14 protein-coding genes, 4 tRNA genes and 1 pseudogene are annotated in these 22539 nt (G+C 75.3%); 15 read left to right on the top strand and 4 right to left on the bottom strand.

Annotated features, from left to right (window positions below; all coding sequences use genetic code 11):
* Positions 1–3: 3 nt before the first annotated feature.
* From ACZ3YL_RS10295 to ACZ3YL_RS10270, 6 genes are all read left to right on the top strand, one after another.
* On the top strand, positions 4–2004 hold the full coding sequence (locus ACZ3YL_RS10295) for a S1C family serine protease (protein ID WP_465656582.1): 2001 nt from the start codon (positions 4–6) through the stop codon (positions 2002–2004).
* A gap of 63 nt (positions 2005–2067) precedes the next feature.
* Positions 2068–2155: transfer RNA gene (locus ACZ3YL_RS10290), tRNA-Ser, on the top strand.
* Between the two features lie 166 nt (positions 2156–2321).
* Positions 2322–3554: an MFS transporter gene (locus ACZ3YL_RS10285; protein ID WP_465656580.1), complete on the top strand. Its 1233-nt coding sequence runs from the start codon at positions 2322–2324 to the stop codon at positions 3552–3554.
* A gap of 92 nt (positions 3555–3646) precedes the next feature.
* Complete coding sequence (locus ACZ3YL_RS10280; RefSeq protein ID WP_188306011.1) at positions 3647–5011, top strand: FAD-binding oxidoreductase; 1365 nt, start codon at positions 3647–3649, stop codon at positions 5009–5011.
* 495 nt (positions 5012–5506) lie between these two features.
* Entirely contained in the window at positions 5507–5836 is a 330-nt protein-coding gene (locus ACZ3YL_RS10275) for a hypothetical protein (protein ID WP_188306010.1), read from the top strand.
* Positions 5837–6307: 471 nt separating this feature from the next.
* Positions 6308–7084 carry a pyridoxine/pyridoxamine 5'-phosphate oxidase gene (locus ACZ3YL_RS10270; protein ID WP_223242551.1) on the top strand — a complete coding sequence of 259 codons (777 nt, stop codon included), beginning with the start codon at positions 6308–6310 and terminating at the stop codon, positions 7082–7084.
* A gap of 109 nt (positions 7085–7193) precedes the next feature.
* On the opposite strand, the gene ACZ3YL_RS10265 is transcribed toward ACZ3YL_RS10270, so the two are convergent.
* Positions 7194–8255 carry an EamA family transporter gene (locus ACZ3YL_RS10265; RefSeq protein ID WP_223242550.1) on the bottom strand — a complete coding sequence of 354 codons (1062 nt, stop codon included), beginning with the start codon at positions 8253–8255 and terminating at the stop codon, positions 7194–7196.
* Between the two features lie 152 nt (positions 8256–8407).
* Here ACZ3YL_RS10265 and ACZ3YL_RS10260 point away from each other — a divergent pair, with 152 nt between their 5' ends.
* The 3 genes from ACZ3YL_RS10260 to ACZ3YL_RS10250 all read left to right on the top strand — a co-directional run bounded on the left by ACZ3YL_RS10260 (position 8408) and on the right by ACZ3YL_RS10250 (position 12391).
* Complete coding sequence (locus ACZ3YL_RS10260) at positions 8408–9280, top strand: DUF1906 domain-containing protein (RefSeq protein ID WP_465656577.1); 873 nt, start codon at positions 8408–8410, stop codon at positions 9278–9280.
* 46 nt (positions 9281–9326) lie between these two features.
* Entirely contained in the window at positions 9327–10568 is a 1242-nt protein-coding gene (locus tag ACZ3YL_RS10255; RefSeq protein WP_465656575.1) for a hypothetical protein, read from the top strand.
* 161 nt (positions 10569–10729) lie between these two features.
* On the top strand, positions 10730–12391 hold the full coding sequence (locus ACZ3YL_RS10250; RefSeq protein WP_188306007.1) for a long-chain fatty acid--CoA ligase: 1662 nt from the start codon (positions 10730–10732) through the stop codon (positions 12389–12391).
* A gap of 93 nt (positions 12392–12484) precedes the next feature.
* Here the strand turns inward: ACZ3YL_RS10250 and ACZ3YL_RS10245 are convergent, their stop codons facing one another.
* Positions 12485–15952 (bottom strand): hybrid sensor histidine kinase/response regulator, encoded by a 3468-nt coding sequence (locus tag ACZ3YL_RS10245; RefSeq protein ID WP_465656573.1) that lies wholly within the window; start codon positions 15950–15952, stop codon positions 12485–12487.
* Between the two features lie 178 nt (positions 15953–16130).
* On the opposite strand from ACZ3YL_RS10245, the gene ACZ3YL_RS10240 reads away from it, so the two are divergent.
* The 3 genes from ACZ3YL_RS10240 (at position 16131) to ACZ3YL_RS10230 (ending at position 16602) form a co-directional block, all read left to right on the top strand.
* Positions 16131–16221: transfer RNA gene (locus tag ACZ3YL_RS10240), tRNA-Ser, on the top strand.
* A gap of 198 nt (positions 16222–16419) precedes the next feature.
* A tRNA-Arg gene (locus ACZ3YL_RS10235) sits at positions 16420–16495 on the top strand.
* Between the two features lie 31 nt (positions 16496–16526).
* Positions 16527–16602: transfer RNA gene (locus ACZ3YL_RS10230), tRNA-Arg, on the top strand.
* 79 nt (positions 16603–16681) lie between these two features.
* On the opposite strand, the gene ACZ3YL_RS10225 is transcribed toward ACZ3YL_RS10230, so the two are convergent.
* Together ACZ3YL_RS10225 and ACZ3YL_RS10220 are read right to left on the bottom strand one after the other, a co-directional pair.
* Complete coding sequence (locus ACZ3YL_RS10225) at positions 16682–16972, bottom strand: hypothetical protein (protein ID WP_465656572.1); 291 nt, start codon at positions 16970–16972, stop codon at positions 16682–16684.
* 171 nt (positions 16973–17143) lie between these two features.
* Positions 17144–17425: a hypothetical protein gene (locus tag ACZ3YL_RS10220; protein ID WP_465656570.1), complete on the bottom strand. Its 282-nt coding sequence runs from the start codon at positions 17423–17425 to the stop codon at positions 17144–17146.
* Between the two features lie 337 nt (positions 17426–17762).
* On the opposite strand from ACZ3YL_RS10220, the gene ACZ3YL_RS10215 reads away from it, so the two are divergent.
* From ACZ3YL_RS10215 to ACZ3YL_RS10205, 3 genes and pseudogenes are all read left to right on the top strand, one after another.
* Positions 17763–20708 (top strand): Ig-like domain-containing protein, encoded by a 2946-nt coding sequence (locus tag ACZ3YL_RS10215; protein WP_465656568.1) that lies wholly within the window; start codon positions 17763–17765, stop codon positions 20706–20708.
* 195 nt (positions 20709–20903) lie between these two features.
* Entirely contained in the window at positions 20904–22178 is a 1275-nt protein-coding gene (locus ACZ3YL_RS10210) for an SPFH domain-containing protein (RefSeq protein ID WP_465656566.1), read from the top strand.
* A pseudogene (locus ACZ3YL_RS10205) lies at positions 22175–22539 on the top strand (hypothetical protein); the annotation flags it as partial. The gene ACZ3YL_RS10210 and the pseudogene ACZ3YL_RS10205, both read left to right, overlap by 4 nt.

The raw sequence follows: 22539 nt of genomic DNA, 5'->3' as shown, positions 1-22539 counted from the left end.
TCCGTGAGCACCGAGCGCGAGGTTGGGCCCACCGGGCCGCAGGGGGAGCAGCCCGCCGGGGCCCCGGAGGCGGCCGGAGCCGCTTCCGACGGCACCGCTCAGGGCGGTCACAAGCCGACGATGGCGTTCAGCCGGGTCCCGGAGCCGGCCGCTGAGCCGGTGGCCGAGCCGACGGCGGAGGCGGCCGACGCCCCGGTCGACGGCGCCGCGGCGGACAGCGGTCACAAGCCGACCATGGCGTTCAGCCGGCTCCCCGAGCCGGCCGTCGAGCCCGCCGCCGAGGCGGTCCCGGCCGCACCGGCTGCACCGGCCGCACCGGCTGCACCGGCCGCACCGGCTGCACCGGCCGCACCGGCCGCACCGGCTGAGGGCGGGCACAACCCCACCGTCGCCTTCACCAAGGTCCCCGCGCCGGAGGCCCCGGCGGCGCCCGCCGTCGAGGAGCCGGCCGTCGACCCGGTCACCGGCTACATCGACGCCCCGCCGCCGGTCCTGCCGCCCGCGCCGCCCGTCGCGCCCGCTCCGGCCGCGGCTCCGGCGCCGGCCGCGCACGCCCCCGCCCCGGCCGCGCCCGCGCTGCCGCCGGGCACCCCGGGCACCAACCCGTACGCGACCCCGAGCCACGGCGTGCCCGCCGCCGGCGCGCAGGAGCCGTACGGCGTCCCGGCCGCCAACGCGCAGGAGCCGTACGGCGCCCCGGGCGTCGGCGCGCCCGCCGCGCAGGGTCACCACCCCTTCGGTGCCGGCCAGCCGCTCGGCGGCTGGGGTGCCGGCCACGACGCCGGCTCCGGCGGCGCGGGCTACCCCGGCGGCCCGGGCGGTCCGCTCGGCTACCCCGGTGAGTACCCCGGCGGCCCGACCGGCCCCGGCGGCCCGCGCAAGAAGCGCGGCGGTCTGGTGGCCCTGCTCGCGGCCGTCGCGCTGGTCGCCGGCATCGCGGGCGGCGCGATCGGTGTGGTCGCCACCGACCACACCAACAGCAGCTCCTCGGCGGACGACCACCGCAGCACCACCGTCCAGGCCAGCAACACCCAGAAGAACGAGCCCGCCCCCGGCTCGATCGCCAGCATCGCCCAGAAGGCGCTGCCCAGCGTCGTCACCATCAAGGCGCAGGGCAACGGCGAGTCGGGCACCGGCACCGGCTTCGTCTTCGACACCGAGGGCCACATCCTCACCAACAACCACGTGGTCGCGCCGACCCTGACCGGCAGCGGCGGCAAACTGACCGTCAAGTTCGCCGACGGCTCGTCCTACAACGCCTCGGTGCTGGGTCACGCCGAGGGCTACGACGTCGCCGTGGTGAAGATCGACAACCCGCCGAAGAGCAAGCTGGCGCCGCTGCCGCTGGCCGACTCCGACAAGGTCAACGTCGGTGACGCCACCGTGGCGATCGGCGCGCCGTACGGCCTGGAGTCCACCGTCACCAGCGGCATCGTCAGCGCCAAGGACCGCCCGGTCGCCTCCGGCGACGACACCGGCTCGCAGGCCTCGTACATGAACGCCCTGCAGACCGACGCCTCGATCAACCCCGGCAACTCCGGCGGCCCGCTGCTCGACTCCAGCGGCGCGGTGATCGGCATCAACTCGGCGATCCAGTCCAACGCCTCCGCCAACGGCCGGGCCGGCAGCATCGGCCTGGGTTTCGCCATCCCGATCAACCAGGCCAAGTGGGTCGCGGACACCCTGATCAAGACCGGCAAGCCGGTCTACGCCAAGCTCGACGTGCTGCGCAACGACGACTACAAGGGCGACGGCGCGCAGATCCAGACCAAGGACGTCCAGGGCCAGCCGGCCGTCACCCCCGGCGGCGCGGCCGACAAGGCCGGTCTCAAGCCGGGCGACGTCATCACCAAGCTCGGCGGCGCCCCGATCGAGAACGGCCCCGCCCTGGTCAGCCGGATCTGGACGCACAAGCCGGGCGAGACCGTCGACGTCGAGTACACCCGCAACGGCCAGACCATGACCACCAAGGTCACGCTCGGCCAGCGGGACGGCGATCAGTGACCCTCGGGCGCACGGAATCGTGTGCACCGAACCCGGCCGGACCCGTTAGGCTGACCTCCGCCTGGAGAGCTGCCCGAGCGGCCTAAGGGAACAGTCTTGAAAACTGTCGTGACGTGACCCGTCACCGTGGGTTCGAATCCCACGCTCTCCGCTGGTAGGGGAACCACACCTGCTCAGGGCGGGTGCCGACATCAAGTCGGCACCCGCCCTCGGTGTTTCCCGGGGTGGGCCGAGGTGGGCCAACTCGCCCGGCGGGCACGGGTGCCCGGGGCCGGCGGTTGCCCTCGACCCGGTCGAGGGTCCTAGCGTCGCCGGGCATGACCTCCGCGATCTCCGTCGAGCCGCCGCCGCGCGCTGCGCTGCCCCGTCCGTACCTGCTGTGGCTGGCCGGCACCCAGGTGGGGCTGCTGGGTGACGCCGCGTTGTTCTTCGCCCTCGGCTGGGCCGCCTCCGGGTACGGCGGCGGCGCGGCCGGGCTGGTGCTGACGGCGATCACCGTGCCCCGTACGGTGCTGGTCCTGCTGGGCGGGGCGGTGGCGGACCGGTTCGGGGCCCGCCGGGTGATGCTCGCCGGGGACGCGGTGATGCTGGCCGCGACCGCCGCACTGGCGCTCGCGGTGGCCGGCGGCCGGGGCGCGCCACTGGGGCTGCTGGTCGCGGCGGCGGGCGTGATCGGGACGGTCGACGCCTGCTACCTCCCGGCCGGCGGCTCGATGCCGCGCCGGCTGGTGCCCGCCGACCGGCTGCCGCGGGCGCTCGCGCTGCGGCAGGCCGGCGGGCAGGGCGCGGTGCTGCTCGGGGCGCCGCTGGGCGGTCTGCTGGTCGCCGCGGGCGGGCTCGCGGGTGCGGCGGCGGCGGACGCGGTGAGTTTCGGGGTCGTGCTGCTGGTGCTGCTGCGGGTCCGGCCCACGGAGGGGCGGCCCGCTCCGGACGGTCCGGCCCCGGCTCCGGCGGGCCTGCTGCGGGAGGCGGGGGCCGGTGTCCGGCTCGCCCTGGGCGATCCGCTGCTGCGGGCGGCGCTGCTGCTCACCGGCGCGGCCGCCGGGGCGCTGCTGCCGGTGGTGTCGCTGCTCGGACCGCTGCTCGCCCGCACGCACGGCTGGGCGGCCGGGACGGCCGGGCTGGTGTCCGGCGGCCAGGCGGCCGGGGTGCTCGCGGTGGCGGCGCTGGTCGCCTGGCGCGGCGGGCTGCGCCGGGCGGGCGTCGGGGCGGCGGCCGGGCTCTGTACGGCCTCGGCGGGTGCGGCGCTGCTGGCGCTGTCGGCCGGCCCGGCGGGCGCGGTGGCCGGGAGCACGGTGGCGGGCGTCGGGTCCGGGCTGTTCGCCTGTCACCTCGGGCCGTTGGTGCTCGGCGGTGCGCCGGCCTCCCATCTCTCCCGGGTGCAGGCGCTGTTGACGCTGGTACAGAGCCTCGCCCTGGTGCTGTCCACCGGTCTGCTCGGCCTGCTGGCGGACGCGGCCGACGCCGCCCTGCCAACCCTGCTCTGCGCGCTCGCCACCGGTGCGGCCGGGCTGGCGGCCCTCGCCACCCCGGCCCTGCGCCGGGCCTGACCGGCGAGGAGGCCCACTTGCCCGCCCCCGGCCCGGCGGGCAGAGTGCGGAGGGGCGGCGGTGCGGCGGTGCGGCGGCGAGCGGAGGCGGCGATGGGTGATCTGACGGACCGACTGGCGCAGGGCCTCCCGGCCGGGGCGGTGGTGGTGGATCCGGACGTGACCGCCGCCTACAGCCATGACATGGCGGGCTTCTGCGTCGCCGGCGCGCCCGCCGTGGTGGTCTTCCCGGAGACGGTCGAGCAGGTGCGGCACGTGCTGCGCACCGCCACCGAGCTGCGGGTGCCGGTGGTGCCGCAGGGGGCCCGGACGGGGCTGTCGGGGGCGGCGAACGCGGTCGACGGGTGCATCGTGCTGTCGCTGGTGAAGCTGAACCGGATCCTGGAGATCGACCCGGTGAACCGCGTCGCGGTCGTCGAGCCGGGCGTGGTGAACGCCGAACTCTCGCGCGCCGTGGCGGAGTTCGGGCTCTGCTACCCGCCGGACCCGTCCAGCTGGGAGTCCTGCACGATCGGCGGCAACATCGGCACCGGCGCGGGCGGGCTGTGCTGCGTGAAGTACGGCGTCACCAGCGAGTACGTGCTCGGGCTGGACGTGGTGCTGGCGGACGGCCGGCTGCTGTCCACCGGGCGCCGGACGGCCAAGGGGGTGGCCGGATACGACCTGACCCGGCTGCTGGTCGGCTCGGAGGGGACGCTCGGGGTGGTGGTCCGGGCGGTGCTGTCGCTGCGGCCCGCTCCGGCCCCGCAGCTGGCGCTGGCGGCGGAGTTCCCGAGCGCGGACACGGCCGGTGCGGCGGTCTGCGCGGTGATGGCGCGCGGGCTGACCCCGTCACTGATGGAGCTGATGGACGCGGTGTCCGTCCGCGCCGTCAACGAGCTGGGGCAGATGGGCCTGCCGGAGTCGACCCAGGCGCTGCTGCTGGTGGCCTTTGACGGGCCGGACCGGGAGGCCGGGTTGGCGCGGGTCGCGGAGTTGTGCCGGGAGGCCGGGGCGACCGAGGTGGTACCGGCCGAGGACCAGGCGGAGTCCGATCTGCTGCTGGCGGCCCGGCGGCTGGCGCTGCCCGCGCTGGACCGGCTGGGCACCACGATGATCGACGACGTGGCGGTGCCGCGGTCCCGGCTGGCCGAGATGCTGAACGGCGTCGCGCGGATCGCCGAGCGGCACGCGCTGACCATCGGGGTGGTCAGCCACGCCGGGGACGGCAACACCCACCCGATCGTGATCTTCGACGCGGCGGACCCGGAGCAGACGGCCCGCGCCCAGCGCTCCTTCGACGAGATCATGGCGCTCGGGCTTGAGCTGGGCGGCACGATCACCGGCGAGCACGGGGTGGGGCTGCTCAAGCGGGACTGGCTGGCCCGTGAGCTGGGGCCGGTCGGGCTGGACCTGCAGCGGCAGGTGAAGGCGGTCTTCGATCCGCTGGGAATCCTCAATCCGGGCAAGATGGTCTGATCTTCAGGGCGGCAGGATTCGGAGTGGCAGGATTCAGAGCGGCAGGATTCGTCGTCTCATCACCCCTTCGGTGACTGCTTTCTTTGCCATATTTCAGTACGACTTTCTGATGGTCTGCGAATGGCTGGAAAGTCGACATGGAAGGGTGGTCGAACTTTTCAGGGGCACGTTCCATGGCAGCCTGCGCCGGGGTGGTGCGCTCGGTGGTTCGTGTGGCGCCGAAGCGTCGCTCCCCGGGCTGCGAAAGTCGCTGCCGTTCGGGCAAAGTCCCAGCTCAGTAGCGCTGTGTCGGCGCACTGTCCGATGTGGCGCCCGTTATGCGCGGCCCCGGTGGATATCACGCTAACGGGCGAAAACTGCCCCGTCGGCTAGTGCTTTGTCGATTTGTTGCGGAAGTCTGTCTACCGGCGTCGCAGCCCGCAGGTGTTCGTCTGGCCGGCGAACCCCCGCACCATGCACGACCAATACACGATTAACAGCTTTTTGGAGGCTCATGTGGCTCGCTTCAACACCCGCCGGGTATCCGGGCTCCTGCTCGCCGCGCCGCTCGCGGCCGGTCTGCTGCTGGCGGGCGCCGGGGTCGCCGCCGCCGACAACGGCGCGGGTGCCGCGGCCGGCTCCAACGCCGGCGTGGTGTCCAACACCGGCACCGGCAACGTCTTCGGCGGGGTCGACGGCAACTACGTCTCCAACCAGCAGACGGCCACCGGCGCCGGTGCCTCGAACCAGAACAACACCGTCGCGGTGAAGGACAACGCGGGCAACGTCCTGGCCGGCCAGGGCAACAAGAACGTCAACGTCATCTTCACCCCGATCTTCAGCTGACCACCTCCGGCACCACTGCCGGCGGGGGCGCCGGAGGTGGACGGCCGCAGGTGAGCTGAGCAATCGCGGAGGGGATGGAAACGGTCCCCGGGCGGACTCCCGTCCCGGTGTGGACCGGGGAGATCGGACAAACGCATGGACCGGCCGGCGGAAAGGGTCACCGCTGAAACCGGCCTCGTGGGCGGTGCCGCCATCGGCACCGCCCACGAGTGCGTCCGGCGCCGGTCGGCGGGAGCCCGGGCGGCGGCTACCGCTCCGGGCGCACGGCCGGTCCCGAGCGGCCTCCGGCCCGCACGGGCGCCGGGCCCGGGAACGTGTGCGAGCGGCCCGGATCCGTCCAGCGAGGGCCCGAGCCCGGAGCCGTCGGTCCACGGCGGTACGGTTGCGCTCCGACAGCGCTCCACATGGCCGGGCCCGGAACGGACGGCCCGACCGGGGCGACGACCGCGGCAATCGGAAGGAAGGCGCGCGATGGCGGCGGAGGACGAGGGCCTGACCGGCCCGGACGGAGCCAGGCCCGCACCGGAGCCGCAGCCGCAGGCGTGCCCGGCCCCACTGGACGAGCGTCGGCCCGGACCGCGGTCCGTCCCCGAACTGCTGCTCGGCCGCCCGCCGATGGCCCGCCCGCTGCCCTCCTTCGACCACGAGGCCGCCCCCGCCGAGCCCGGCCCGCTGTTCCTGGACTGGCTCGCCACCGCGCTGGACGCCGGGGTGCTGGACCCGCAGGCCCTCACCCTCTCCACGGTCGACGCCGACGGCATGCCGGACGCCCGGGTGCTGGTGCTGCGCGACGTGGACTCGGCCGGCACCGGCTGGAACTTCTCCGCCGCCGCCGACAGCCCCAAGGGCCGTCAGCTCGCCCACCACCCGGCCGCCGCGCTGTCCGTCTACTGGCCGCAGCTGGGCCGCCAGGTGCGGGTCCGCGGCACCGTCGAGCGGGCCGCCGACCTGGTCGCCGCCGCCGAGTTCGCCACCCGCTCGCCCGCCGCCCGGATCGGCGCGCTGGTCGGCCGGCAGAGCGAGCCGCTGGGCGGGCTGACCGAGTACGACGAGGCGGTGAAGGTCGCCCGGCGCCGGCTGGAGGCCACCCCGGACGCCGTCGCGCCCGGCCACGCGGTCTACACCCTGTGGGCGCACGAGGTGGAGTTCTGGCAGGGCGACGCCCAGCGCCGGCATGTCCGGCTGCGCTACACCCGCACCGGCCCGGTCCGCGCCCCGGAGTGGTCGCGCACCCTGCTCTGGCCGTAAGCGCCGTAGGCGCCGTAAGCGCCGTAAACGTCGCCCTCGTAAGCCCCGTAAGCCCCGTAAACGAGGTAGGCGACGTAAGGGCCGTCAGCCCCGGAGGGCGCCGGGACGCTCAGCGCCGCCCGGTCAGCGTGGCCCCCACGCTGGCCGCCACCACGCAGCCGATCCCGGCCAGCTGCGCCGCACCCAGCAACTGGCCGAGCACCACCAGCCCGACCAGCGCACTGACCGCCGGCTCCAGGCTGACCAGCACGCTGAACACCCGCTGGGGCATCCGGCGCAGCGCCGTCATCTCCAGCGCGTAGGGGAGTACCGGCAGCAGCAGCGCGACCCCGGCCGCCGAGGCGAGCAGCACCAGCGGGGAGGCGCCGGGTGCGGTCAGCCCGTCCCAGGCCTGGCCGAGCCCGAACGGCGCGAGGGCCAGCGCGCCGACCGTCATCGACACCGCCAGGCCCTGGAAGCCCTGGAAGGTGGCGCCGACCTTGTCGGTGAACAGGATGTACACCGCGTAGCAGGCCGCCGCGCCGAAGGCGTACAGCAGGCCGACCGGGTCGAGCGAGCCGCCGCCCTCCCCCTCGCCGAGCAGGGTCAGCAGGATGACGCCGGCCCCCGCGAGCAGGGCCCAGAGCAGGTGGCTGGCGCGGCGGGCGAAGACCAGGGCGACCGCGAGCGGGCCGAGGAACTCGATGGTCGCGGCGGTGCCCATCGGCAGCCGGTCGATCGCTCCGGCGAACAGCAAGGTCATCCCGGCCGAGGCGATGCCGAGCAGCGCGGCCGCGGCGAGGTCGCGCGGGCGCTTGTCGCGCAGCCTGGGCCGGGTGACGGCGAGCAGGATGACCGCGGCGAAGCCCAGCCGCAGGAAGGTGGTGCCGCTGACCCCGAGCGGGCCGAACAGCGGCTTGGACAGGGCGATGCCGGTCTGCACCAGGAACATCGCGACCAGACACAGAAGCGGCGCCGGGATCCTCTCCGGGCGCCGCAGGGCCTTGCCGAACCGGCCGGTTCGGCCGGGTCGCACCCCGGGGGGCGCCGCGGAGCCGGGCTCCCCACCTCGTCGCCAGCTGCCCCGCTCGCCGGCAGGCTCGCCCTTGGGGGCGGGCGGCATGGCAAGGGCCTCGGCGACGGCGGCGGCCGAGGTGGGGGCAGCGGTTTCGCTGCTCTGGGAGGTGGGCATGCTAACGAGTTTGCCGTAAGGAGTGACAAAGCAGCAAGCTCGTTACCGGAATCGGGACGGATGCGGACGGGTGCGCCCGAAAGGGTGGACTCGCGCGGCCCCTGCGGCGTGGTGGACGCGTTCGTCCGACGGTCCGTCAGTACCAAGGCCGGATGCGCTACCTCCGCCCGGCGGCCGTCCTCGCCGCCTCCCTCGTGCTCCTGCTGGCCATCGAAGGGACGGGCGTGGACGCCGAAGCCTCCGCCCCCGCGGCCGTCGCCGCCCCGCGCATCCGGGCGGTCAAGCTCCCCGACCGGTTCGGCCCGCCCCGGTTCCACGACAACTGGAGCGGCGCCGCCTTCGACGCCTGCACCGCACCCCCGGCCGAGACCCTGCGGGGCTGGCGCGCCGCCTCCCCGTACGCGGCGGTCGGCATCTACGTCAGCGGCTCCCAGCGCGGCTGCGCCCAGCCCCGGCTCACCGCGGACTGGATCCGCCAGGCGCGCTCGACGGGATGGCGCTTCCTGCCGGTGCACGTCGGCCTGCAGGCCCCATGCGCCGACCTGAGCCGCAAGCCCCAGCGGATCGACCCGGCCAAGGCCGTCCAGCAGGGCCAGGACGAGGCCGACGAGGCCGTGCGCGCGATGCGCTCGCTCGGGCTCGGCACGGGCAGCCCGGTCTACCTGGACATCGAGGCCTACCCGGTGCACGACGCCGCCTGCGGGCAGGCCGTGGTCGACTTCACCCTCGGCTGGACCCAGGGCCTGCACTCGGCGGGCTACAGCTCCGGCTTCTACTCCAGCCTCGACTCCGGCGTCGCCGACCTGGCCGCCGCCGCCCGGGCCGGCAGCTCCCCGCTCCCCGACGCCGTCTGGTACGCCCACTGGGACGATCACGCCGACACGGCCGGGGCCGGACCGCTCACCCCGGACCTCTGGCGCTCCCGCCAGCGCGTCCACCAGTACCGCGGCAACGTCCAGGAGACCTACGCCGGCCAGACCCTCGCCATCGACCGCGACCAGGTCGACGGGCCGACCGCCGGCTGACCCCCCGTCGATAGGGTGGCCGCTCACCGAGCACCCAGGGGGCGGCATGACGAACGGCCAGGAACATCCGGGCCCGTACCCGCAGAACCCGTACGCCCAGCCCGTGCCGCCGCCGCAGAACCCGTACGCCCAGCCCGTGCCGCCGCCGCAGAACCCGTACGCCCAGAACCCGTACGCCCAGCCGGCTCCGCCGCCGCAGCAGCCCGCCGCCCAACCCCCGTACCCCGCAGGCCAGTTCACCGCCCAACCCCCGTACCCCGCAGGCCAGTTCACCGCCGACCAGCCGCAGCCCGGCGGCCTCGCCGGCCCGCTGCCGCGCCGCAACCGCGCGGCCGTGCTGCTCCAGTTCCTCCTGCAGTGGATCTACGCCCCGCTCTGGATCCTCGGTCTGGTGGTCGTCTTCGCGGCCATCCTGGCGGCCGCGATCTTCTCCAACTACGGCGGGGAGGGCCCCAGCTCCGACGGCTGGCTGAGGGTCAACCGCAGCTTCATCCCGCCGCGCCGTCTGCGGGCCGAGCTCACCGGCCGCCCCGAGGACTGGGAGCGCTACGTCACCCCGGTGCTGAAGCGCCGCATCGCCGCCGCCGAGGCGAACCACGCGGCCGGCGGCGGCGAGGTGCAGCTCGACCTCGGCCGCGAGGTGTCCGTCGGCCTGGCGGCGCGCCTCTACCGGGGCCTCGGCGCGGACGGCGTGGTGCGGGTCGCCGAGCGCTCCGGCTGGCAGGCGGCGCCCTCCGGCACCGACGCCGAGCGGGTCCGGCTGGTCCGCCGGTTCCCCGCCCCCACGGCCGTGAGCGCGCCCTCCCCGCAGGACCCGCCCGCTGCCCCCGGCACCCCGTGGGGCCCGCAGCCGGGCCGCTTCGCGCCGTTGCTGCCCGTCATCTTCCTGCTCCAGATCGGCTACGCCCCGGTGTACGCCCTGCTCACCTTCTGGGTGGACCGCCCCGAGCCCGACTACTGGGAGCGCTGGGGCGCCCGCTGGACGGTCGGCCCGCGCGCCTTCCGCGCCGAGTTCACCGGCAGCCCCGCCGCCTGGGACCGCCACGTCCGCCGCATCCTCAAGCGCGACGCCGCCCGCGAGCTCGGCCGCACCGCCGAAAGCTACGGCCGGCTGCTCGCCCCGGACGGCACCTTCCTGCGCCGCGTCCGGCTGCACCGCGCCACCTACCGCGGCGCCGGCGCCCAGCAGGCGCTGCGGATCGCCGCCGAGCAGGGCTGGGTCCTCGACCCGGCGTACGCCCCCGACCCGGTCAACTCGCTGCGGCTCTGCCGCCCCGACCACCGCTGAGCGACCCCGGTGCGGAACCGGGGCGAACCCGTGATCCGCGCAACGGGGCCGGGATGCTGACAGCGGGCGGACGGAACGGCACAATCGGGCACGTCCGCGCGCATTACCGCCCGGTAGGTGTGCCGTCGGAGTCGCCAGCGCCGCCAGGTCGAGGAGGACCCGTGTTCAGCACGATGCAGGACGTACCGCTCACCGTCACCCGAATCCTGGAGCACGGATCCACCGTCCACGCCCGTTCGACCGTCACCACCTGGGACGTGAGCGGGCCGGTCGTCCGGACCTACGCCGAGGTGGGCGCCCGCGCCGCGCAGCTCGCGCACGCGCTGCGCGACGAGCTCGGCGTGACGGGGGACGACCGGGTGGCGACCCTGATGTGGAACAACGACTTCCACCTGGAGGCGTACCTCGCCGTCCCCGCGATGGGCGCCGTGCTGCACACCCTGAACCTGCGGCTGCCCGCCCAGCAGCTGTCCTTCATCATCGACCACGCCGCGGACCGCGTGATCGTCGTCAACGGCAGCGTCCTGCCGCTGCTCGCCGCCGTGCTGCCGGACCTCGCGCCCACCCTGAAGCACATCGTGGTGGCCGGTCCCGGCGACCGTTCGCTGCTGGCCGGCTTCGCGGGCGGCGTGCACGACTACGAGGAGCTGATCGCCGGGCGGCCCACCGACTTCCCGTGGCAGCGCGACATCGACGAGCGCCGGGCCGCCGTGCTCTGCTACACCTCCGGCACCACCGGCGACCCGAAGGGCGTGCTCTACAGCCACCGGTCGATCTACCTGCACTGCATGCAGGTCAACACCGGCGACAACTTCGCCTTCACCCCGCGCGACACCGCGCTGCCGGTGGTCCCGATGTTCCACGTGAACGCCTGGGGCATCCCGCACGCCGCCTTCATGTCCGGCGCCAACCTGCTCATGCCGGATCGTTTCCTCCAGCCCAAGCCGATGGCCGAGATGATCGCCGCCGTCCGGCCCACCGTCAGCGCCGCCGTCCCCACCATCTGGAGCGGCCTGCTGGACGAGCTGGACGCGGGCGACTACGACACCTCCAGCCTGCGCATGGTGGTCATCGGCGGCAGCGCCTGCCCGCCCTCGCTGATGAAGGCCTACGACGAGCGCCACGGCATCCGGGTGCTGCACGCCTGGGGCATGACCGAGACCTCCCCGCTCGGCTCCTTCGCCCAGCCGCCCGGCGGCCTCACCCCGGAGGAGGAGTGGCCGTACCGGATCACCCAGGGCCTCTTCCCGGCCTCGGTCGAGGCCCGGCTGATCGGCCCGGGCGGCGAGCGGATGCCGCACGACGGCGTCGCCGCCGGCGAGTTGGAGGTGCGCGGCCCGTGGATCGCCGGCGCCTACTACGGCGGTGCCGGGCAGGACCCGCTCCGCCCCGAGGACAAGTTCTCCGAGGACGGCTGGCTGCGCACCGGCGACGTCGGCACCATCACCGCCGACGGCTACCTGACCCTCACCGACCGGGCCAAGGACGTCATCAAGTCGGGCGGGGAGTGGATCTCCTCGGTCGAGTTGGAGAACGCCCTGATGGGCCACCCCGAGGTGGCCGAGGCCGCCGTGGTCGCGGTGCCGGACGAGCGGTGGGGCGAGCGCCCGCTGGCCACCGTGGTGCTGCGCCCGGGCGCGACCGCCGGGCTGAAGGAGCTGCGGGCCTTCCTGGCCGAGCGGATCGCCTCCTGGCAGCTGCCGGAGCGCTGGGCGATCGTCGAGTCCGTCCCGAAGACCTCGGTCGGAAAGTTCGACAAGAAGGTGCTCCGGGCCAGCTACGCGGCCGACGAACTGGACGTCACCACGCTCGGCAAGGAGTAGCCGAGGAGTAGCGGACAGCACGGAGGGCCGGCCCCGTACGGAACGGGACCGGCCCTCCGCCGTGTCTCCGGGCCTCCGCCGTCTCTCCGGGCCTCAGCCCGCGGCGGCGACGCCCGCCTCGCCCATCGTGCCGATCCGCCCGAGCAGGTCGACGATCCGGGACTGGACGTCCTCGCTGGTCGAGCGCTCGGCGAGGAAGAGCACCGTCTCGCCGGTGCGCAGCCGGGGCAGCTCGCGCGGGTCGAGGTCGACCGAGGTGTAGACCACCAGCGGGGTGCGGTGCAGCCGGTCGTTGGCGCGCAGCCAGTCCAGCAGGCCGATCCGGCGGCGGCGGATCTGGAACAGGTCCATCACCACCAGGTTGGGCTGCACGCTGCTGGCCCGGGCGACGGCGTCGTTCTCGTCCACCGCGTGCTCGACGTGCATCCCGCGCCGCTCCAGGCTGCTGATCATGGCGGCGGCGATGTCCGGGTCGCCCTCCACCAGCAGCACCCGCGGGGCGTGGTGCTCGCCGTCGCGCGGGGCGAGGGCGCGCAGCAGCACGGCCGGGTCGGCGCCGTACGCGGCGTCCCGGGTGGCCTGGCCGAGGCCGGCGGTGACCAGCACCGGGACCCTGCTGTTGAGCGCCGCGGTGCGCAGCGACTGCAGCGCGGTGCGGGTGATCGGGCTGGTCAGCGGGTCGACGAAGAGCGCCGCCGGGAAGGCGTTCGCCTGGGCGTCGACCTCCTCGCGGGAGCGGACGATCACCGGCAGGTAGCCGCGCGACTGGAGGGCCTGGTTGGTGGCCGGGTCCGGCTCGGGCCAGACCAGCAGCCGACGGGTGTTGGCCAGCTCGCCGGACGCGGCCGGCGACTGCTCGGTGTCGGGCCGGTCGCTCCGGGCCGGCGGCAGTTCGGCCAGCGCGCGGGGAGCGGCCGGCGGCTGCGCCGGGACGGTGGGCACCGGGGCACCGACCGGGGCGACGATCGGCCGCGGCGGCGCGAGCTCGGCCAGCCCGCTGCCGACCGGGCGCGGGGCGCTCTGCTCCTCGGCGGTGGGCAGCGCGGGCCGGGCGGGCTCCAGCGCGCCGCCACCGGCCTGCGGGGCCGGGGCGTCCGGCGCGGGCCCGGGCGGTACGGAGAGCCGGCGGCGGCGGCCGGTCGGCGCGGTGGCGGGCTCGGTCGGGGCGGGGGCCGGGCCGGCGGGCAGGGCGTGCTCCAGGCCGGGGTACACCGGGGTCTCACCCACTCCGGGCAGCGCGAAGCCGCCCGAGGAGTCCTCGGCGGAGGGCAGCGCGCGGCGTCTGCGCGGCTTGGCCTCGCCGCCGTCCTCGGCGGGGGGCGTGGCGGGCTCCGCGGCTGCGGGCGCGGACGGCGCCGGCGCCGGGGCCGCGGGCGCGGGGCCGAGCGCGAGCGGCTCGCGGCCGGCGGGCCGGTTCTGCTGCGGGCGCCCGCCCTCGACGGGCACGGCGTAGGCGGGGCCGGAGCGGCCGTCGTCCTTGCCCCACGGGTCGCTCTGGGGAGCTTGCGGGGCGCCCGGGCCGCGCCGGCCGTACGCGGGGTCGTTGCCGGTGCCGTTCCACTGCTCGGGGACGGCCCGCTCGACCCGCGCGGGGGCGTTCGGCCACTGGTCGGCCGGGGTGGGCTCGGGGGCCGGGTTCTCGGCGGCGGGCCGACCGCGGCGGCCGCGGCGCTCGGCCGGGGGCTCCTCGGCGGGGGCCGGATCCGGCTCGACGGCCTCGCGGGCGGGCTGCCCCTCGCCGGAGCCGGCCGGGGCGTCGGGGGCGGCCGCCGTGGCCGGCCCGCTCCCGGTGGACTCGGCGGCCTCGCCGCTGCTGGGCAGCTGCGGGATGCCCGGCAGCTCGGGCAGGACGGCGCTGTCGCCCTCCTTGGGCCGGTCCGAGCGGCCCTCGGCGCCGGCGCGTTCGGCGGCGGCCTTCGCGGCGGCCGGGTCCAGCGGCAGCTCGACCACGTAGGTGGTGCCGGCCTTGCCGGGCAGCTCGTGCGGCTGGAGCACGCCGCCGTGGCGCTCGACCACCGCGCGGGCTATCGGCAGGTGGACGGGGCTGCCGCCGACGCCGGGGCCGCGGATCTCGACCCGGGCGACGTCACCGCGCTGGGCGGCGGCCAGCACGACGGTCGGCGGTTCGGGGGGCGCGGTCGGCGCGGTCGGGTTGCCCAGGCCGGACACCGACAGTCCGGGGACGGCCAGGCCGGGGGAGGGGGCGGTGGGGGCGTCCAGCGCGAGGCCGGTGCCACTGACGTCGGCGACCAGGTGGGCCAGCGCCTGGGCGAGCCGGCGCTCGTCGGCGATCACCTCGACGGCGGCGGCGTGCACCGAGAAGCGCACCCGGCCCGGGCCGACCAGTTCGCCGGCCTGCTCGACGGCCCGGCGCACCACCTTGTCCAGGCCGACCGGCACCTGCCGAGCGGCCTTGCGCCCGTCTTTGCCGTCCTTGCCGTCCTTGTCCTCCTTCGCGCCCGTGGAGTCCTTGGGGTCCTTGGTGTCCTTGACCTCGGCCGGGCCGGCCTCCCCGGCCTCGGAGCGCTGGTGCTCCAGCACGTCGTCGATCAGCTTGCCGAACCGGCGGCACTCGTCGGCGAGCCGGCGCAGGGTCCAGTTGGCCTCCGGCCAGAGCTGCCCGGCCGGGTCGGCGGCGAGGGTGTCCAGCCGCTGGTTCAGCGCGCTCAGCGCGCCGCCGAGTTCGCCCTCCAGGACGGCGGTGAGGTGCTCGTTGCGGGCGACCAGGGCGAGTTCGCGGCTGCGGTCGGTGAAGGTCATCACCGCGCCGACCAGCTGGTCGCCGTCCCGGACCGGGGCGGTGGTGAGGTCGACGGTGACCGGCCGGCCGTCCTTGCGCCACAGCACGGTGCCGCGCACCCGGTGCTTGCGCCCGGAGGTCAGGGTGTCCAGCAGCGCGGACTCCTCCAGCGCCAGCGGGGTGCCGTCGGCCCGGGAGTGCTGGATCAGCGGGTGCAGCTCGCGCCCGCCCAGCTCGCTCGCCCGGTACTCCAGGATGTGCGCGGCGGCCGGGTTGACCAGCACACAGCGGCCTTCGAGGTCGACCCCGAGCACGCCCTCGGCGGCGGCCCGCAGGATCATCTCGGTCTGCTTGTGCTGGCGGCGCAGCTCGGCCTCGACGCCGAGCCGCCCGGAGAGGTCACGGACCAGCAGCAGGAGCAGGTCGGAGGACGAGGAGGCGCGCGGGCCCTCGCGGTACGGCTCGTACGGGGAGCGCCCGTAGCCGTCGCCGCCGTCGGTGGCGAAGTCGTTGCCGGAGACCTCGACCGGGAAGGTCGTGCCGTCGGTGCGGTGGGCGGTCATCCGGACCGGGCGGTCGAGGTCGTCGCCGTCCCGGGTGGCCGGGCGCATCGAGCCGGGGATCCGGCTGGGGTCGAACTCGGGCAGCAGTCCGAGCACGCCCATGCCGACCAGCGAGGTGCCGGGCGCCTGTAGCGCCTGGACCGCCGCGCTGTTGGCGTCCACCACCGTGCCGTTGCTGTTCACCAGCAACAACGCGTCGGGCAGGGCGTCGAGTATGGCGTCGAGGCGAGCAGCGCCTCGGATCGGCCTGCTGCTCACGTCGACAGGTCTCCTCGGCTCAGGGCAGCTCCTCCGGAGTCGGCAGTATCTCATTCTTCTTTGCGGCGGGGACGACCCGCCTAGTAACGTGGGCGGTGGTTGGTGCCGAGCCCCACGGTTGTGGCATCATCGCTGACACACGGAACGGGTCCGCATCGCGCGGGCATGGTCCTTGTGGGGAGGCTTCGCCTAGTCCGGTCTATGGCGCCGCACTGCTAATGCGGTTTCGGGGTTATTCCTGATCGAGGGTTCAAATCCCTCAGCCTCCGCAGCCGGGGAGCCCCGTCGACGATCTCGTCGGCGGGGCTCTTCGCATGTCCGGGGCCTGGTCGGCGGCCGGGCCGGAGCCGGCCGGGAGCCGGGTCGTCACGGGCCCGGAGGGGGTCGGATCAATCGATTTCGTCCTGCGTCGCAGGTCATGTAATGTTGTCCCCGCAACGCCCCGGGGGCCACGGTCACCAGGGCGAGCGCTCATAGCTCAACGGATAGAGCACTTGACTACGGATCAAGAGGTTGCAGGTTCGAATCCTGCTGAGCGCACCAACCTTCGCAAGATCGGGTTCGCCCGTTCCTTGCGCTCATAGCTCAACGGATAGAGCACTTGACTACGGATCAAGAGGTTGCAGGTTCGAATCCTGCTGAGCGCACCAGCGAGAAGCCCCCGGCCACCGGCCGGGGGCTTCTCCGTTTTCCCGGCCCGGCCCCGCTCCCGCTCGACTGTGACGACGGTCACTCCAGGTCGGTCCGGTTGATCCAGGGCACGTTCCGGTGGTCCAGGAACCAGTCCGAGCTGGTCAGCGGCCGGGCCCGGTTGAAGGTGACGGGCGCGGGGTCGTGACGGACCAGCCCGGGGGCGGCGCCCAGGGCGAGCACCAGTCCGGCCGGCTCGGCGACCGGCTCCGGCGGGCCGGAGAGGTGGACCTCCCAGCCGGTGAAGTCGCCGTGCCCGTGCAGGGTCCGTCGCAGCAGCGCGGTGGTCCCGTCGGGGCCCGACGGCCGGTCGGGGAGGGCGGTCGGCACCCGCAGCCGGGGGTTGCGGGTGAGCAGCCGCCGTACGGCGTCCAGGTCGTACTGCCCGGCCGCCGAGCGGGCCGCCAGCAGGACGGTCGCCCCAGGTGGTCGGCCCGGCGCTCGACGACGGCGAAGCCGGCGCGGATGACCGCGGGGTCGAAGGCCACGGACCGCTCCCGGCTAGGCCGACCGGGCGTCGGTGAGCGCCGCGCCCCTGGTGTCGCCGACCACCGCGTAGACGGCGGTCCGGGCGGCCTCGGCCTGCGGGGTCCACGCGTCGCCGGCGTAGTGGGTCAGGCGGGCGAACAGCCGGTCCCGATGTTTTTCCAGGTGCTCGGCGAAGAGGCCGCGGAGAGCTGGATCGTGCTCGAATAGATGCCGGTGGACGTATTCGGTGACGACGGGACCGTGGGGCGCTACGGCGGCGAAACCGCGCCTGACGCGTACGGGGTCCATGGTCACGGGGCCCGACTCTACTGAGCGGGTGGGTAATTCAAACAGAGTTCCCTGATGAATGGTCAGGTGCCGGACGCTGGTGTCCGCCTACTCGGCCGAATTCCCCCTTCTCCGCCATTCGGGTGGGCGCAGCCGTTCGTGTGAGATCCATTGCCGCCAATGGATGAAATGCAGCCGATTCAGGTACAACCCGTCCTGCCGCCCGGATGAGCGCCAAACGGGTGGGACGCGGTTAAAAGCCCAGGTGTCGCCGTATGACCGGTCCGGGATCGTGATTCCGTCTTGTCCGATCGTGTGCCCGGACTGCCCGCCACCCCGGCAGCCGACCGTGAAGGAGAGCCGGATGAGCCGACAGTTTCCCCGCACAGCTGCCGCCCTGGCCGTTCTCACGGTCGGGGCGCTGACCGGTTGGGACGCCCCGCTCTCGGTGGCCCAGCAGTCCCCTGACGCCTGGTCGGGCGAGCACCGGGCGGTGCTGCCGTCCGGCCTCTCCGTCCAGCTCGACCTCACGGGCGCGGACGGCACGGCCGTCACCGCCGGGGCCGGCCGGCTCGCCGACCGTTCCGGTGGTGGACGCTCCACCGCGGTCTACGCGGACGGCAAGCGCCCCGGGGATGCCGCCCAGACCTTCGGCATCACCCCCGACCAGCCGCTGACGGACGGTTCCTGGCGCACCGTCGGAACCCTCCGGCTGGGCTTCTCCCGGCCGGTCCGCAATCCCCGGCTGCACCTCAGCGGACTGGCCGCGGTCGCCACCGGGAAGTCCGGCACCACCGGCACCGCCGCCCGGCTGACCCTCACCGGCGGCTCGCCCGCCGCCCCCACCCTGGTCGGGCGCACCGACTGGCCCGGCTGGACGGTCGACGGCGACTCCCTCGCCCCCGCCGGGAGCGACGGCAGCACCGACGGTGCCGCGGGCTCCGCCGCCGAGGGCACCCTGGAGCTCGCCGGCACGGTCCGCACCGCGGTGTTCCGGATCGAGCAGCGCTCCACCGCCCGGGCCGGGAGCACCACCGCCCCGCCCGTCCTGCGCCAGGCCTACACCGTCACCGTGGACGAGGACCTCGGCACCGCGCCGCAGGCCTACGGCAACGCCTCGCACGTGGTCTCCGACCTCTTCCTGGGCGCCGACGCGGCCACCCCGCCGCGCCGGGACCGGAGCCGGACCGGCGCCGGCACGGGCGACGAACCGCTGGTCGAGCTGGACCACGGCGCGGTCCGGCGCGGCAACCCCTTCGCCAGCACGGCCGCCAGCCCGCCACCCCCCAAGCTCCAGCCCGGCCGCGGCGAGTACCAGGGCGCCGACCCGTCGATCGGCTTCCCCGACGAGGCCGCCATCGGCCGCTACTACCGGGTCACCGTCCCGGTCGCGGTGGGCGGCCAGCCCGCCACCCTGGCCGGCTGGATCGACTTCGACCACAGCGGCCGCTTCGAACCCGCCGACCGGGTGCAGACCGAGATCCCGGCCGGCGCCGACACCGCGATCCTGGAGTGGACCGTGCCGCCCGGCGCCGCCGCCGGTGAGACCTGGGCCCGGCTGCGGATCGGCCGCGACACCAGCCAACTCGTCCCCTCCGGCGGCTTCGCCGACTCGGGGGAGGTCTCCGACCAGCGGATCAGGCTGACCGTCGGCGCCGCCCGGCCCGAGATCGCCGAGCCGGTCGACGGCACCGTCCTGGCCGACGCCCGCCCGCAGATCCGCGGCGAGGGCGCCGTCGCGGGCGCCGCGGTGGAGGTCCGGGACGGTGACGCGACGCTCTGCAAGGCCAAGGTCGACCGCGGCGGCGCCTGGTCCTGCCGCCCCGGCGGCCCGCTCGCGGCCGGGCCGCACGCCCTCACCCCGGTGGAGACCACCAGCGGCGGCGTGGTGCTGCGCGGCGAGCCGGCCAAGGTCGCCGTGAAGACCGCGCCGCCGGCCGCCCCCGTGCTCACCCTCCCCGCCTACACCAACGACCCGGGGTTGCGGCTCACCGCCACCGGCGAGGCCGGCAGCACCGTCTCCGTCACCGACCGGTCCACCTCCTCCGAACTGTGCAGCAGCGCCGTCCGCACGGACGGCGAGTGGTCCTGTCTGCCGGTCGAGAACCTGGCGGACGGCAGCCACCAGCTCACCCCGGTCGCCGTCGACGCCGCCGGGAACCGGACGGCCGGGCAGCCGGTCGTCCTGGTGGTGGACACGGTGCCGCCGGACAAGCCGGTGCTCACCTCCCCGGCCCCCGGCGAGGTGCTGCGAGCCGGCCGGCCGAAGCTCACCGGGCGGGCCGAACCGGGCTCGAACGTGCTGGTCACGGCGAGTCCGGCGGCGGGCTCCGACGACCGTACGGTGCTCTGCGGGGCCGCGGTGGCGCTGGACGGGAGCTGGAGCTGCACCGCCAACCGGGACCTGGCGGACGGGGAGCAGTGGCTGACCGTCACGGCGACCGACCGGGCGGGGAACGGGACTACGGCGGATCCGGTGCGGGTGCGGGTGGCGGCTGTGGTGCCCGGTCCGGTGGCTTCTTCGAGTCCGGTGGCTTCTTCGAGTCCGGTGGTTTCGGCCTCGGCGTCGGTCTCGGCGGGGTCGAGTGCTTCGGCTTCGGCCTCGGCCACCGCAACGCCCGGTTCCACGGTGTCCGTTGGGCCGGGTGTGAGTCCGAGCGCGAGTCCGAGGCCGAGTGCCGGTTCGAGCGTGACGGCGTCGGTGGGGGCCTCGCCGAGACCCTCCGGTACGGCGGGGGCGGCCACGGTGGCGCCCTCGGTGGCGCCCACGGCCGCGGTCGGGTCGCCGAGTCCGACCGAGGTTCCGGCGCTCCGGCCGATCCCGCCGGGGCTGCTGCCGATCGTCGTCCCGCCGGTCGTCCCGCCGGTGGTCGGGGCCCCGGCGAAGCCCTCGGCGCCGGTGCTACCGATGCCGTCCGCCCCCGCGACCCCTGCCGTCCCGACCCCTGCCGTCCCGACCTCCGCCGTCTCCGGCTCTTCGAGCCGTCCGGGGGTCCCGTTCGTTCCCGCCGTCTCCGCCCAGCCGTCCGGCAGCGTCGCCCCGTCCCCGGGTGTCCCGTCGGCCGTCGTCGCCGACGGGAGCCCGGCCGTCGTCGCCGAGCCGCTGTCGGCCGCCGACCAGGGCGAACCCCGGACGGGCGGGGTTGCCGCCCGGCCGCTGCCCGCGCCCCCGGTCGAGGGGGCGGCGGTCGGGCGGCCCCGGGAGTCCCGCTGGCACGGTCTGCTCGCCGGGGTACTGCTGGTGCTCGCCGGGATCGGGCTGATCACCCGTCGGGTGTTCGCCCGTGGATCCGGTGCCCGACGGCGCTGACCTGCGCCGAACCGTCCCGACCATCCGCTCATGTGCCTGCGCGTCAGGTCAACTTCGGACGATTCGTCAGTAAATGTCGACACACCTCGGCTCAAATGTCGCATTTGATGACGTATGAACTTAGCCTGATTCTGGCACTGCCCGTCAGATCCGGGCCGCCCGTTGCGCGACACACCAGACCCAGAGGATCCGTGCATGGACGTCACCCGCGATTCTTCGCAGCGACCCGACAACCTGCCCAAGTCGTTCCCGCCGGCCCTGCCGGAACGTTCCGCCTCCGGTGCCAGCCCGCTGGCCAAGGTCTCCACCGTCAAGGCCGCCAAGCCGGCGGGCCCGGTCGACGCCGGTCCGGCGACCGCCCCGCTGGCGGTCGTCCCCGGTCCGTCCCCGGCCCGCTCCGCCGACCTGCGGGACCCGCTGGAGACGGCCGGCCCGGAGACCGTCGAACTCCCCGAGGCCGACCAGGCCGGGGCCCCCGCCGCCGCCACCTCGCGCCGCCCCCCGCGGGCGGACCAGGCGCTGCGCGAGCACACCGCCGGCGCGCTGCCCGGCTGGGTCGCCCTGCTGGTGGTGCTGCTCGGCCTGGCCGGCGCGGTGTACGTGCTGCTGCGCACCGGTGTCATCCCGTACGGGGACGCCCTGCCCGAACTGCGCGGCCCCGCCGCCCAGGCCAGTGGCCGGCCCGAGGTGGACGCCCCGGCGATCGCCGGGGTCAGCGCGGCCGGTCTGCTGGTGGTGTGCGCGCTGGCCGGCCTGCTGGCCAACGCCGGCGGCGAGACCCGGGTGCTGACCCGCTGGGGCCGCTACCGGGGCACGGTGCGCAGGACCGGGCTGGTCTGGGTCAACCCGCTGCTGCGCCGCCGCCGGGTCGACGTGCGGCTGCGGCACTGGCGCAGCGAGCCGGTCAAGGTGGTCGACCGCACCGGCACCCCGATCGTCGTCCGGCTGCTGATCGTCTGGCGGGTCAAGGACACCGCGCGGGCGCTGCTGGCGATCGAGGACCACGAGAGCTACCTGCGCGAGCAGGTCCAGGCGGTACTCACCCGTACCGCCTCCACCCTGCCGTGCGACAGCAACGCGGCACCCGGGCCTGCCCTGCGCGACGGACAGTGGTTCGCCGACGAGCTGACCCGGGCGCTGGCCGCCGAGGCCGCCCCGGCGGGCCTGGAGGTCTACTCGGTGCAGCCGCTGGCGCTGGACTACGCGCCCGAGGTGGCCGAGTCGATGCGCCGCCGCCGGCTCGCCGACCTGGACGCCGGCCTGCGGACCGTACTGGTCGACGACGCGGTGGAGGCGGCGGCGCTGGCCGTGCGCCGGCTGGAACGCGCGACCGCGCACGAACTGGACGAGGCCGCTCGCAGCGCGCTGATGGAACAGCTGCTGGTCGCCTTCGTCGCCCCGGCCGGAGTGGCCGCCTCGGTACCGCCCCCGGCCGCCCGTGCCGGGCGGAAGGAAGGACGACCCGCATGAGGATAGCCACCGGCGCGTACGCCGACCCCGGCATCGACCCCGACGCCGACTCCGGTCTGATCGGCTTCGAGGAGCGCCTCGGCAGCATCCCCGCGATCACGGGCTGCGGCTGCCCGAACTGCGCGGCCAGGCCGCGCACCGCCCGCGCCGCCGAGGCCGGCGGTGGCAGCCGAATACACCGGGCCGTGCGAAGTACCTGCCTGGCCACCACCGTGCTGGCGGGCGCCGGCGTGGTCGGCCTGACGGCGGGGGCCGGCTCCGCGCACGCCGCGGCCGGAAAGCAGGGCTGGGACGGGTCGAAGTACTGGTTCAAGAACGGTGCCGGTGAGTGGCGCTGGACCAGCCACTACGACGTCTACGG

It is taken from the genome of Kitasatospora sp. NPDC023176 (genome assembly GCF_055560495.1).
Note: the sequence above shows the minus strand (reverse complement) of the source record. Positions and strands in the feature narration are given on the sequence as shown.

Coding starts and splice junctions, on each gene's coding strand:
- ACZ3YL_RS10285 (WP_465656580.1), top strand. CDS start 2,322: ATGACCTCCGCGATCTCCGTCGAGCCGCCGCCGCGCGCTGCGCTGCCC.
- ACZ3YL_RS10280 (WP_188306011.1), top strand. CDS start 3,647: ATGGGTGATCTGACGGACCGACTGGCGCAGGGCCTCCCGGCCGGGGCG.
- ACZ3YL_RS10270 (WP_223242551.1), top strand. CDS start 6,308: ATGGCGGCGGAGGACGAGGGCCTGACCGGCCCGGACGGAGCCAGGCCC.
- ACZ3YL_RS10265 (WP_223242550.1), bottom strand. CDS start 8,255: ATGCCCACCTCCCAGAGCAGCGAAACCGCTGCCCCCACCTCGGCCGCC.
- ACZ3YL_RS10260 (WP_465656577.1), top strand. CDS start 8,408: ATGCGCTACCTCCGCCCGGCGGCCGTCCTCGCCGCCTCCCTCGTGCTC.
- ACZ3YL_RS10255 (WP_465656575.1), top strand. CDS start 9,327: ATGACGAACGGCCAGGAACATCCGGGCCCGTACCCGCAGAACCCGTAC.
- ACZ3YL_RS10215 (WP_465656568.1), top strand. CDS start 17,763: ATGAGCCGACAGTTTCCCCGCACAGCTGCCGCCCTGGCCGTTCTCACG.
- ACZ3YL_RS10210 (WP_465656566.1), top strand. CDS start 20,904: ATGGACGTCACCCGCGATTCTTCGCAGCGACCCGACAACCTGCCCAAG.